General features: G+C 75.7%; 7 protein-coding genes. All 7 read left to right on the forward strand.

Annotated features, from left to right (window positions below; genetic code table 11):
• The first annotated feature begins 11 nt into the window (after nucleotides 1-11).
• Entirely contained in the window at nucleotides 12-2,639 is a 2,628-nt protein-coding gene (locus tag ACH34T_RS22615) for a hypothetical protein (protein ID WP_395994190.1), read from the forward strand.
• Nucleotides 2,636-3,901, forward strand: a complete 1,266-nt coding sequence (locus ACH34T_RS22620) for a hypothetical protein (RefSeq protein ID WP_395994191.1) — start codon at nucleotides 2,636-2,638, stop codon at nucleotides 3,899-3,901. Before ACH34T_RS22615 ends, ACH34T_RS22620 begins: the two co-directional genes overlap by 4 nt.
• Before the next feature lie 2 nt (nucleotides 3,902-3,903).
• A complete protein-coding gene (locus tag ACH34T_RS22625; RefSeq protein WP_395994192.1) occupies nucleotides 3,904-6,171 on the forward strand; it encodes a hypothetical protein in 2,268 nt (755 codons plus the stop codon).
• A 4-nt stretch (nucleotides 6,172-6,175) separates the two neighbouring features.
• On the forward strand, nucleotides 6,176-7,936 hold the full coding sequence (locus tag ACH34T_RS22630; RefSeq protein ID WP_395994193.1) for a hypothetical protein: 1,761 nt from the start codon (nucleotides 6,176-6,178) through the stop codon (nucleotides 7,934-7,936).
• Between the two features lie 306 nt (nucleotides 7,937-8,242).
• Complete coding sequence (locus ACH34T_RS22635; RefSeq protein WP_395994194.1) at nucleotides 8,243-9,472, forward strand: multidrug effflux MFS transporter; 1,230 nt, start codon at nucleotides 8,243-8,245, stop codon at nucleotides 9,470-9,472.
• 263 nt (nucleotides 9,473-9,735) lie between these two features.
• Nucleotides 9,736-10,821 carry a S1C family serine protease gene (locus tag ACH34T_RS22640; protein WP_395994195.1) on the forward strand — a complete coding sequence of 362 codons (1,086 nt, stop codon included), beginning with the start codon at nucleotides 9,736-9,738 and terminating at the stop codon, nucleotides 10,819-10,821.
• A gap of 58 nt (nucleotides 10,822-10,879) precedes the next feature.
• A complete protein-coding gene (locus tag ACH34T_RS22645; RefSeq protein WP_395994196.1) occupies nucleotides 10,880-13,168 on the forward strand; it encodes an FdhF/YdeP family oxidoreductase in 2,289 nt (762 codons plus the stop codon).
• Nucleotides 13,169-13,172 lie beyond the last annotated feature (4 nt).

Here is a 13,172-nt window from a genome sequence, read left to right on the forward strand (position 1 = left end):
GGGAGGCGCCCGTGGCGTTCGACGACGACTACCGGCGGGAGGTGCTGGAGCCCGCGCGGGCGGCGGGCGACCAGCCTCCCGAGGACCTGCGCGTCCGCTACGCCCTCCCCGAACCTCTCACCGGCCCGGTGGTCGCCGCGCGGGTCAAGGAGGTCAGGCAGTGCTGGCGGCGGGCGCGCGGGCAGTTGAAGTACCGCAAGCTGATCGACCGGCTTGAGGCCGAGCACCGCGAGCTGGCGCCGCTGTTCGCCGCCGCCGAGCGCGGCGACCTGCGCCCGCTGGAGGCGCGGCTGCGCGGCGGCGTGGAGCGCACCGAGCGGCGCCGCACCGACGCCCGCGCCCGGCTCGCGGACGCGGCCGGGACGCTGCGGATGGCCACGCCCGCCGAGGTCGAGGGCATCGCCCGCACCGGCGGCGTGACCCGCGCCGAGCTGGAGCGGGCCGCCGCCGACGACGGCATCGAGATCCGCGAGCCCGACGCGCTGCCGTCCGCGTCGCCGTACCCGGCGTACCGGAAGGTGCAGGAGTCCCTGGACGTCCTCGGCCACCGGCACCTCGCCGACTTCGTGTTCGGCGCGCGGCTCACCGGCCGGATCAGGCTGCTGGACGGCTTCGCCGCGCCCGGCGGGAACCTCAGGCTCGACCAGGACGCGGTCGCCGCGGCCGCCGCGGAGTGGGCGCGCCGCAGCCGCGACACCAGCACCACGCACGCCGACACGATCCTCGCCGCGCTGCGCTCCGACGCCCCGCTCTCCGACCTGGTGCTGTACGACGTCGTCGACCGGCTCCGCGAGCGGCTGCGGCAGCGGGCGTCCGAACGGGCCCTGCTCGGGTACGCGACGGACGATCTCGGCATCGACCGGCGCGACGCCCGCCGCATGGTGTTCGCCGTCGTCCGCGAGACGGGCCCGGCGGGCGGCCTCGCCGGACGGCTCCGTGCCCTGCTCGACGCGGGCGAGGTGTTCGCGGCGGCGGAACTGGCGGACGCGGCGAACGTGCCCCGCGAGCCGGGGGCCGAGCCGGCGGAGGAGGAGGTCCTCGCAGCGGAGGCCAGGCACAGGCTCGACACGGCGCTGCGCCTCCGCGAGACCGCCGCCGCCGCCGACGACCCGGACCGCGCCCACCGCCTCCTCGACGACGCGCTCCGGCTCGTCCGCGACCTGCCCGGCGCCGCGGCCCACCGGCACCGGCTGCCGCCGCGTCCCGTCCCTTCGGTCCGGGCGGACATCGACACGGGCGCCGACGCGGGCACCGGCGCGGGGGCCGTGCGGCTCTCGTGGGAGCCGTCGCCGTCCACGGCGGGCGAGATCGAGTACCAGGTCGTCCGGCAGGTGGGGCGGCCGCCGCGCGACGTGCGGGACGGCACCGGCATCGGCGGTGTCCTGGACGAGCGCCCGCCCGTCAACGAGCAGGTGTTCTACGGGGTGTTCGCCACGCGCGGGGACGCCGTCGCCGCGCCGGCGGTGGCGGGCCCGGTGGTCGTGCGGCCCGAGCCGGGCCAGGTCGAGCTGCTCGCCGGGGACGGCCAGGTCACCGGACGGTGGCGGTGCCCGGCGGAGGCGGCGCGGGTCGTCGTCGTCCGGGAGGGCGGGAACGTGACGGCGGGGCGCGACGGGTTCCGCGAACGCGTGCCCAACGGCCGCACGCACCACTACCGGATCGCCGCCGTCTACCTCGACCCGTCCGGCCGGGAGGTCGTGACGGACGGGGTGCGCGCGTCGGTCACGCCGAGCGCGGCGCCCGAGCCGGTGTACGACCTGGCCGCCGAGACCGACCCGTCCGACCCGTCGCTGGTCACGGTCCGGTTCGACCCGCCGGGGAACGGGACCGTGGAACTGGTGCTGTCGGACGGGCCGCCGCCGTGGCCGCGCAGCGCGCTCGTCCCGCTGGAGGAGGTCAGGCGGGAGACGCGGCGGCTGGCGTGCACGCCGGTGCCGGGCGGGCTCGCGGTGCGGCCGGGCGCGAGCGGATGGCTGCTCGCGGTGTCGGTCGCGGAGGGCGGCGCCGCGATCGGCGCGTACCACCGGCACGTGAACCTGCCGCCGCCGCGCCGCCTCGTCGCCGAGCGGCGCGGCGACCACGTGCACGTCGGGTTCGACTGGCCGCCGGACGTCGCCGAGATCGACCTCGTCTACCGGATCGGCCGGGACGCCCTGCAGATCGCCGACCCGCCGGCGGCGGAGGTCGTGACCCGCGCCGCCTACGACACGCAGGGCGGCATCCGGCTGCCCGTCCCCGAGGACGAGCCCGTCGAGCTGTCGGTCGCCGCGGCCGGGACCGTCGGCGGGTCCCGGGTGACGGGGCAGCCGGTGACGGCCCTGGTCGCGGCCCGCGCGATCGTCCGGTACGACGTGCTGCGGTCGGGCCCGCCGTGGCGGCGGTACCTGACGATCCGGCTGACGTCGTCGCGCCCGCTGCGGGTGGCGCGGCTGGCGCTGGTGCTGCGCGCCGGGCGGGTCATGCCGCACCGCGCCGCCGACGGCGAGACGCTCGGCGCGTGGGAGCAGGTGCCGGTGCCCGGGGAGCTGTCCCTCGCCGCGCCGGACGCGTCCGGGCCGTACTGGCTGCGCTGCTTCGCCGACGACGACGTCGTCGAGCTGAGCGATCCGCCCGTCCGCCGGCTCCAGGTCACCCGATGACCAGGCCGCTCGCCCGCGTGGGCATCCCCGGGGTGCCGTCCAGGCAGCGCACTCCCAGGAACGGCGTGACGTGCCCGTACTGCTTCGAGTCGGTCGCGCCGCACCGGATCCTGTTCCGGTGCCGCGGGCAGGCGGGGCGGCGGCAGGGCTGCGCGCCCGTCCTGGACGAGGCGCTCGCCGCCTACACGGGGTCGACGGCGGGCGCGTCGCTGCCTCCCGTCTTCACGTCCGGGGGCAAGGGGTCCGGGCGCAAGGGCCGCGCCGAATGCCCCGGGTGCGGCCTCGCGACCGGCAACCGGGCCTGCCCGGAGTGCCACAACCCGCTGCCGTCCGCGTACTGCGACTCGCCGGGCCGGATCGTCGCGCTGGTCGGCGCGAAGAACGCGGGCAAGAGCACGTACATCGCCGTGCTGCTGCACGAGCTGATGAACCGGGTCGGGACGGAGCTGGACGCGTCGCTGGTCGCCTGCGACGACCGCACGATCGAGCGGTACAAGCGCGACTTCGCGCGTCCGCTGCTGGAGGAACGGCGGCTGCTGCCGACGACGGCCAGCGCCGCGACCGGCCCCCGCGAACCGCTGGTGTACCTGCTCACGCGCACTCGCCGGGGGCGTTTCGCGCGCCCCCGCAACGACTCGCTCGCGCTCGTGCTGTTCGATACCGCGGGCGAGGACCTGCGCAGCCGCGAGGTCACCGACCTGCACCTGCGGTACCTGGAGGCGGCGGACGCGATCGTCTTCCTCGTCGACCCGCTGGAGCTGCCCGGCGCCCGGACGGGCGTGCGCGACGCGGTGCCCGCGCCGCACGGGGCCGGGGACGATCCCGACAGCGAACCGCTGAACATCATCGCGCGCGTCACCGACACGCTGCGGCAGCGGCACGGGACCCGTCCGGGCGAGCCGCTGCCCGTGCCGGTCGCGGTCGCGCTCACCAAGATCGACGTGCTGCGGCCCGGGCTGCTGCGGCAGTCGGCGCTGCACCGCTCAAGGTCGGGGTCGGGCGTCCTGGACCTGGACGACAGGGACGCGGTGAACGAGCAGGTCAGGGCACTGTTGCACGACTGGCAGGCCGGGCAGCTCGACACCTACCTCGGGCAGCAGTACGCCGACCACGCGCTGTTCGGGCTGTCGGCGCTCGGCGGCGTCCCCGAGCGGGACCGGGTCGGGGCGGGCGGGGTCCGTCCGTACCGGGCGGAGGATCCGCTGCTGTGGCTGCTGTACCGGTTCGGGATGCTCGACGGCGTCCGTCCTGGAGGGCCGTAGCGGTGGCCTGGCAGCTGCACTACACGTCCGCGCGGCGCGGGCCGACCGGCCGGGCCGGGTTCCAGTTCACGGCCGAGACGCCAGGACTGCCGGACGGGGTCCGGGCGGGCGTGACGCCGTACCTGTCGTACCGTCCGCCGCCCGACGCGCCGCTGTCGCCGGACGAGTCCGAGCTGGGCGGGTTCCCCGTGTCGCTGCTGTACGACCGGGTGGACGGCCGGCCGCTGCTGCTGCGCTGCCGCTACCTCGGCCGCGACTACTCGGGCCGCTACGGCAATTTCTTCGCGCACGCCGTCGTCGCCGAGCCGGACGAGCTGGAGGGCCTGCGTCCGGCCGAGCTGTGGCACGCCCCGCACTGGGCGCACGATCCCGCGCCGGAGAGCGTCCTCGCTCCGCTGGACGAGCTGACCCCCGGCACGGCGCTCGACCCGGACGCGCTCGCCGCGTGGCTCGCGGCGTCGGGCCCCGGCGACCCGTACGCGCTGCTCGGCCATCTCGTCGACGCCGTCGCGGACGTCCTGGGCCGGGGCCACGGCCGCGTCGTGCTGGTCGCCGACGACGTGGAGCTGATCGCGCGGTGGATCGCGGTCGTGTCGTACTCGCTGCCGGTCGCGGCGGCGGCGCGGCTGTCGTTCGTCACCTACACCGCCGACCCGGACGGCGCCGCGCAGCGCCTGGTCGGCACGACGCCCGCGATCTGGGCGGGCGCGCAGCACCACGCGTCGCACGCGTCCGCGTTCGACCTCCGTAACGGCACCCCGTCCGGCCTTGCGAGCCGGTTCGCGCGGACGGTCGCGGGCTGCTGGCGCGACGCCGACTTCGGCGGCCTGGACGCGCTCGGCGAGCTGGCCCCGCTGAACGACCCCGAGCAGGAGGGCGCCGCCGCGCTGCTGGCCCTGTGCCGGGGCGACGCGACCGTCACGGCGGACGAGGAGGCCGCGGCGGCGGAGCTGATGTCGCGGCGCGGAGCGAAGATCCCGGAGTGGGTGTGGCGCGATCTGGTGCCCGGGGTGCCGTCCATGGGGCTGGACCTGGCGCTCGCCGTCCACGAGCGGGCGCGGGCGGCGGGCGCGGTCGAGGTCGCGCGGCAGTGCTCGCTCCGCGTCACCGACCGGGTCCTGGCCGCGCTGGCGGAGGCGTCCGGCCTGGCCGCGGTGGTGGCGGCGGCCGGGGTGGCCGAGCGGGCCGGGGTGCCCCTCGACCCGGCGGACGTCGCGGCCTCGGCGGCGCGCTGCGCCCGGCACGGCGCCGGCGACCTGGGCGAGGCGCTCGCCGGCTGTCCCGCCGCGCTCCGCGACGCCCTGCTGGACGGCGTGATCTCCGGCCTCGCGGACGCCGGCGAGCGGGAACGGGCGGCGGCCCTCACGCCCGGGACCTGCGACCTCCTCTACGCGCACACCGAGCGGCTGCGCGCCGCGCCCGCCGTCGCGTGCCCGGTGCTGGCGTCGGTCGGGCGGCGGAGCCCCGGACGCAGGATCGCCGTCACCGGCGAGCTGCTCCGGCTGGACGGCGACGACCTCGACGGCGGCGAACTCGACGCGACCCTCCGCGAGGTCTGGGACACGCCACCGTCCGCGACCGAATGCGCCGGCCTGCTGGACGCGCACGGGAAGGCCATGGCGGACCGTCCCGCGCTGGCCGGGCTGCCGTCCCGGACGTTCACCAGGCTCGCGTTCCCCGGCGGCGACCGGCTCTCCGACCCGGAGGCGCTGCGGCTCGCGGACCGGGTCCGCGCGCTCATGCCGGACGGCCGGGCGGGGCGGGACGCGGCCCTCGTCCAGGCGTACGCGAAGGCGATCACCGCGGGGCCGTCCCGTGCCGCGAAGGCCCTGGACGGCATCGCGGCCGCGGAGGGCGCCACCTCGCAGCTCGCCGGGGAGGCGTTCGTCGGGGCCGCGCGGCGGCTGGCCCGGCGCCCGCCGGCGTTCCGGGCGGAGCTGCTGGCCGGGCTGTCCGGCGCCGCCCGCGCCCGGCTCGGCGCGCAGTGGACCGCCGAGCTGCCCGCGCGCGCCCGCGCCGGCCGCGCCCCGCTGCGCGGCGCCGAGATCGAGCAGCGCAACGAGCTCGTCGAGGTCGTCCTGCGGCTGAAGGCGGGCGGACGCGCCGAACCGGCCCTGGAGGCGTGGGCGCGGGCCGCCGCCGGACGGTGGCTCGCCGCCAAGCAGCTCGACTCCCACCTGGCGCGCAGCCCCGAGCTCCGGGCGGCGCTGCGGGACCTCCTCGCGGAGCCGGACCCGGCCCCCAAGGGGTCCGCCCGCAAGGGGAGGTGAGCCCGTGCATCCCATCATCGTGCTGCTGCTGATCGCCGTGTGGGGCGCCGCGATGTGGCTCGGGTTCATGTACGTGTTCCCGGTGCTGTTCGCCGGGACGCTGGTCGTCGCCGGGGTGGCCGCGCTCGGCCTGTACTACCTGCACGCGTGCCGGACGCTCGCGCCGTCCACCCTCGAAGGGCCGTCACCGGTCGCGGAACCGAAGATCTCCTACCGCCACTACCTGCTGGGCCAGGTGTGGCGCGACTGGTGGACGATCAGCCGGACCGTCGTCCCGCAGGTGTACCGCACGGCCAGGGGCATCATCGTCCAGCTGACGCGGGTGCTGCTCGGCGGGTTCTGGGGGTTCTTCGTGTTCCCCATCTGGCTGGCGCTGTGCACGGGCATCGTCGCCGCGGCCGTTCCCGCGTCGGGGTTCGTGCTGGCGCTGACCGTCCTGTACGGGGTCGTCGCCGCGTTCGGGCTCGCGGTCTGGCTGGTGTGCGTGCTCGTCCTCGCCGCCGTGGAGCGCGTGTTCATGGCGTACGGGCGGATCCTGCAGACCTGCCCGCACCCGTTCTGCTACGAGCGGATCGGCCTGCCTGAGTACGAATGCCCGGGATGCGGCGCCCGGCACCGGCATCTCGCGCCCGGGTCGGGCGGCGCGTTCCGGCACGTGTGCCGCTGCGGGGCGCGGCTGCCCACGACCGTCCCGCTCGGACGGTTCCGGCTGGCCGCGTACTGCCCGCACTGCGGCGGACGGCTGCCCGAGCGGATCGGACGCGTCCGCGTGGAACCCCTGCCGTTCGTCGGGGGCCCGGCCGCCGGGAAGACGACGTTCATGGTCCTCGGGATCCGGGCCCTGCACGCGCACGCGCGCGCGGTGCACGGACGGCTCGCGTTCGTCGAGCAGCGGCACGCGCAGGCGTACGCGGGCGCGATCCACGAGTTCCAGCGCGGCGGACGTCTCGCCAAGACCGGCCCGGAGCTGCCCCTGGCGACCATGGTGGACATCGACCTGCCCGGACGCGCACGCCGCATCCTCTACCTGTTCGACCCGGCGGGCGAGCACTACACCGGCGCCACAGAGGTCGAATCGCTGCGCTACCTGGACCACAGCGAGGCGCTGCTGTTCGTCGTCGACCCGTTCGCCCTGCCCCAGCTGCGCAGGTCCCTGACCGGAGAAGAGAGGGCGTTCGCCGACGAGGCCGCCGCGTCGTCGGAGGAGGACCCCGCCGACACCTTGCAGCGGGTGCTGAACGAGCTGCGCTCGCGTCCCGACCAGGGGCACCAGAAACGCGTCGCCGTCATCGTCACCAAGACCGACCTGCTGGCCCGCACGGAGATCGGCCGCTGCCTCGCCGGGGACGCCGACCTGCGCGAATGGCTCGGACGGGTCGGGCTCGGCAACACCGTCCGGACGCTCGACCAGGTCGCCGGGCAGGTGCGGTACTTCGCGTCCGGCCTCGCGACCGAGCCCGCGGACGTCGCCGACCTGCTGGGCTGGGTGACGGGGCTGGCCGCCTCGTCCAACGGCGACCACCCGCCCGCTGGCGCCCTGCCCTCCGGCCGGCAGCCCCCGGACGAGGAGCCGTCCGACACTGCGCCCGAGCTTCCCGGGACGGCCCCGCTGCGCGCCCCGTGGCCGGTGCGCGGGCGCGGCTCGACCCGCGTGCCGGTGGGGTACACGGTCGGGCGCTGGGCGGTCCTGTCCGGCCTGTCCGTCCTGACCGTGGGAACGGTGACGGGCGCGGTCGTGGCCGCCGCCGAACGCTTCCCCTTCTAGCCCAGGGGGGCGACCCCCTGGAACCCCCGTCACCGGCCGGTGAACCGTTTCCCGAGCCGCTGGCGCGTCTCGTGAAACGGCCCCCCGGCCGGCGGGTCGTGCGGCCTCCGGCGCTGGGCGCCTCCGGCCGCACGACCCGTGGCCCCGGCTGAGCTCTGGTCCAAGGATCGGGATCTGGCGCGTCCAAGAAGGTGTGACGAAGGCCACTTCCTGACGTGGAAGATAACGGTCCGTCATTTGCTTGAACGTCTCGGACGTCCAGATCAGGGCGGCCCCCGCCTGCATCCCCCACGGACGGAGACCCCCATGACGGAGACGGCCGCGTCGGCAGCCGAGACCTCGCGGCCCCGTCCGGCGGACCGCCGGCTCCGGCTGATCATGGTGCTCGGCGCGCTGACGGCCCTCGCGCCCCTGTCGATCGACATGTACCTGCCCGCGCTGCCCACGCTCACCGAGGACCTGTCGACGGGCGCGATGCAGACCCAGCTCACGCTGACGGCGTGCATCGTCGGGCTCGCCGTGGGGCAGGCCGTCGCGGGGCCGCTGAGCGACGCGTTCGGACGCCGCCGCCCGCTGCTGATCGGGCTCGCCGCGTACGCCGTCGCGTCGCTGCTGTGCGCGGCCGCGCCGACCGTGGAGACGCTCATCGCGCTGCGGCTGGTGCAGGGCGCGGCCGGCGCCGCCGGGATCGTCATCGCGCGCGCGATCGTCCAGGACCTCTACGACGGCGTCGCCGCCGCCAAGTTCTTCGCGCTGCTGATGCTGGTCAACGGGCTGGCGCCGATCCTCGCGCCCGTGTTCGGCGGGCAGCTGCTGCGGCTCATGCCGTGGCCGGGCGTGTTCGCCGTCCTCGCCGGGATCGGGGTGGCGCTGTTCCTCGGCTCGCTGCTCGGGCTCAAGGAGACGCTGCCGCCCGAGGCCCGCGAGACGGGCGGGCTGCGGGCCACCGCGACGACGTTCCGCGCGCTCGCCGCGGACCGGTCGTTCGTCGGGTACGCGCTGGCGAGCGGCCTGGCGTTCGCCGCGCTGTTCACCTACATCTCCGGGTCGCCGTTCGTGCTGCAGGACATCTACGACCTGTCGCCGCAGGAGTTCAGCGCCGTCTTCGCCCTGAACTCCGTCGGGATCGTGGCCGCCGGGCAGGTCAGCGGCATGCTCGCCGGACGGGTCGCGCTGCGCCGGCTGCTCGCCGCCGGGCTCGCCCTCGTCGCCGCCGGCGGGGCCGGGCTGCTGGCGGCGGTGCTCGCCGGCGGCCTCCCCTGGGTGCTGGCCGCGCTGTTCCTGGTCGCCTGCGGGGAGGGCCTCATCGGGCCGAACGCGACCGCGCTGGCGCTGTCGGGACGCCCGCCGCGGGTGGCCGGGAGCGCCTCGGCGCTGCTCGGCGTGACGCAGTTCGCGCTGGGCGGGGCCGCCGCGCCGCTGGCCGGGCTCGCCGGGCCGGACACCGCCGTCCCGATGGCCGCGTCGATCGCGGCGCTGGGGCTGCTGGCGGCGGCCGTCACCGCGGCGATGACCCGGCCGCCCGCCGCCGCCTGACCCCCTGCCGCCCGTCCGTCGCCCCGCGCCCGCCCGCCGCACTCGCCCCGCCACCCCCGACTAATCCCCAAGAATCGGGAATTATTGGAGGAACTTCTCGGAGACCCGAAGACCGGAGCGAAGCGAGGATCTTCGGGCCGACTCCGCGGGGGTCTGGGGGTTGTCCCCCAGAAAGGCAGGGCCCGAAGACCGGAGCGAAGCGAGGATCCTCGGGCCTCCTCCCAGGGGGTCTGGGGGGCGCCCCCCAGAAAGGCAGGGCCGAGGTGAGCGAGGACAGCGTGCGACGCGGCGCCCGTACCGCGATCCCGATACTCCTGGTCGCGCTGCTGTCCCTGCTCGCCCCCGGCTGCCGCCTGATGGACGGCGAGGATGCGGGCGACGTGCCGCCGCCCGTCACCGAGACCGCCACCAAGCACGCCAAGCCCAGCGGACGCAAGCCCGGCGTCGTCAACATCGAGACCGAGCAGTCGCTGAACGGCACCCGCGCCGCCGGGACGGGCATCGTGCTCGACACGTCCGGCCTCGTCCTGACCAACAACCACGTGATCCAGGGCGCCACCAGGATCAAGGGCACCGACACCGACAACCGCCGCACCTACACCGCGCAGGTCGTCGGGTACGACCGCGCGGGGGACGTCGCGGTGATCAGGCTGACCGGCGCGTTCGGGCTCAAGGCGGCCGTGTTCGCGTCCGCGGCCGGGGTGGCGGTCGGCGACCCGGTCACCGCGGTCGGGAACGCGGGCGGCAAGGGCGGCGCGCCCACCGTCGTCACCGGCAGGGTCACCGCGCTGGAGCAGTCCGTCACCGCCCGTGACGACACCAACGGCACGTCCGAGCGGCTGAGCGGCCTGATCGAGACCAGCGCCCCGATCAAGCCGGGCGACTCGGGCGGGCCGCTGCTGAACACCTCGGGCAAGGTCATCGGCATCAACACCGCCGCGTCCGCCGGGCTCGCGATGGACGGGTCCAAGCCGACGAAGAACCATCGCGGGTACGCCATCCCGTCCGACACGGCGCTGGGCGTCGCCCGGCAGATCCAGCGCGGCGAGCCGTCGTCCACCGTGCACATCGGCCCGACGGCCATGCTCGGCGTCAAGGTCCGCGCCGGCGGCGGCTCGCCGGGCGTGATCGTCGCCGAGGTCGTGCCCGGCTCCCCCGCCGCGACCGCCGGCGTCCCGGTCGGCGCCGCGATCGTCAGCCTCGGCGGCCAGGCCGTCGACTCCCCCGGCACGCTGACCGGGCTTGTCCTCGCGCGCCGTCCGGGCGAGGTCGTCCGCCTGGAGTGGACCACCGCCCAGGGCGTCCTCATGGCCGCCGAGATCCGCCTGACGGAGGGCCCTCCCCAATGACCGCCGCCCGTCCACGTGCGACAGTGGGGGCGACCAGCCGAGCAGGAGGATGTCTGAGATGAGCCGCAAGGCGCCCGCCGACGATTTCGACGACGCGGGCCTCGGCGTTTCGCAGCCGAAGGAGTGGGCGGCGGGCGTGCCCGGGATCACGGCCGCGCTGCGCCAGTCGTACGAGCAGATGGGCGTGCGGCGCACCGCGCTGACGCTGATGCGCGTCAACCAGAAGCAGGGGTTCGACTGCCCGGGCTGCGCGTGGCCGGAGGGCGACCACCGGCACCTCGCCGAGTTCTGCGAGAACGGGGCGAAGGCCGTCGCGGAGGAGGCCACGACCCGGCGGATCACCCGCGAGTTCTTCGCCCGGCACAGCGTGTCGGAGCTGGCGGAGCGGTCCGACCACTGGCTCGGCCAGCAGGGGCGGCTGACCGAGCCGATGCTGAAGCGCGCCGGGTCCGAGCACTACGAGCCCGTGCCGTGGGACGAGGCGTTCCGGCTGCTGGCGGCCGAGCTGACCGCCCTCGATTCGCCGGACGAGGCCGTCTTCTACACCTCCGGGCGGACGAGCAACGAGGCCGCGTTCGCCTACCAGCTGTTCGCCCGCGCCTTCGGCACCAACAACCTCCCCGACTGCAGCAACATGTGCCACGAGTCGTCCGGGTCGGCGCTGAGCGAGACGATCGGCGTCGGCAAGGGCTCGGTGCTGCTGGACGACCTCCACCAGGCCGATCTGATCTTCGTCGTCGGCCAGAACCCCGGCACGAACCACCCGCGGATGCTGTCCGCGCTGGAACGGGCCAAGCAGGAGGGCGCCCGGATCGTCGCGGTGAACCCGCTGCCCGAGGCGGGGCTGATGCGGTTCAAGAACCCGCAGCGCAGGTCCGGCCTGGCGGGGCGGGGCACGGCGCTCGCCGACCGGTTCCTGCAGATCCGGCTGAACGGCGACCTGGCGCTGTTCCAGGCCCTCAACCGGATGCTCCTCGAATCGGACGCGCCCGATGCCGTCGACCGCGACTTCCTCGCCGCGCACACCCACGGGTTCGAGGAGTTCGAGAAGCACGTCCTCGGCCTGGACTGGGACGACGTCCTGGACGCGACCGGCCTGACCCGCGACGAGATCGCGGCGGCGCTCGGCGACGTCCTCGCCGCGAAGAAGATCATCGTGTGCTGGGCGATGGGCCTGACGCAGCACCGCAACTCCGTCCCGACGATTCGCGAGATCGTCAACTTCCTGCTGCTGCGCGGCAACATCGGGCGTCCCGGCGCGGGCGTCTGCCCGGTGCGCGGCCACTCCAACGTCCAGGGCGACCGGACGATGGGCATCTGGGAGAAGCCGAAGCCGGAGTTCCTGGACGCGCTCGCCGCCGAGTTCGGGTTCGAGCCGCCGCGCGAGCACGGCGTCGACACCGTGGACGCGATCCGCGCCATGCGGGACGGCCGCGCGAAGGTGTTCCTCGGGATGGGCGGCAACTTCGTCCGCGCGACGCCCGACTCCGCCGTGACCGAGGCGGCGCTGCGCTCCTGCCGGCTGACCGCGCAGGTGTCGACCAAGCTCAACCGCTCGCACGCGGTGGCGGGCGAGGCGGCGCTGATCCTGCCGACGCTGGGCCGCACCGAACGGGACGTCCAGAAGTCGGGGCCGCAGTTCGTCTCCGTCGAGGACTCGATGGGCATGGTGCACGCGTCCCGGGGCCGCCTCGCCCCGGCGTCCCCGCACCTGCTGTCGGAGGTGTCGATCGTCTGCCGCCTCGCGACGGCGGCCCTGCCCGGCCCGGACATCGGCTGGGACGCGATGGAGCGCGACTACGACGTCGTCCGCGACCGCATCTCGCGGGTCGTCCCCGGCTTCGGCGACTTCAACGCCCGCGTCCGGGAGCCCGGCGGGTTCACGCTCCCGCACGCGCCGCGCGACGAGCGCAGGTTCCCGACCGCGACCGGCAAGGCCAACCTGACGGTGAACGAGCTGGACGTCCTGCGGATCCCGGACGGGCGGCTGCTGCTGCAGACCGTCCGGAGCCACGACCAGTACAACACCACGATCTACGGCCTGGACGACCGCTACCGCGGCATCAAGGCCGGGCGCCGCGTCGTGTTCGTCAACCCGTCCGACCTGACCGCCCTCGGCCTGGACGACGGCGCCGTGGTCGACCTGGTCTCCGAGTGGTCCGACGGCGTGGAGCGGCGGGCGCCGTCGTTCCGGGTCGTGTCCTACCCGACGGCGCGGGGCTGCGCGGCGGCGTACTTCCCGGAGACGAACGTCCTCGTCCCGCTCGACAGCACCGCCGACGTCAGCAACACGCCGACGTCCAAGTCGATCATCGTCCGGCTGGAGCGCCCAGACCCCGCGGGCTAGGCTC

It is taken from the genome of Actinomadura sp. 9N215, from assembly GCF_044326345.1.
GTDB lineage: Bacteria > Actinomycetota > Actinomycetes > Streptosporangiales > Streptosporangiaceae > Spirillospora.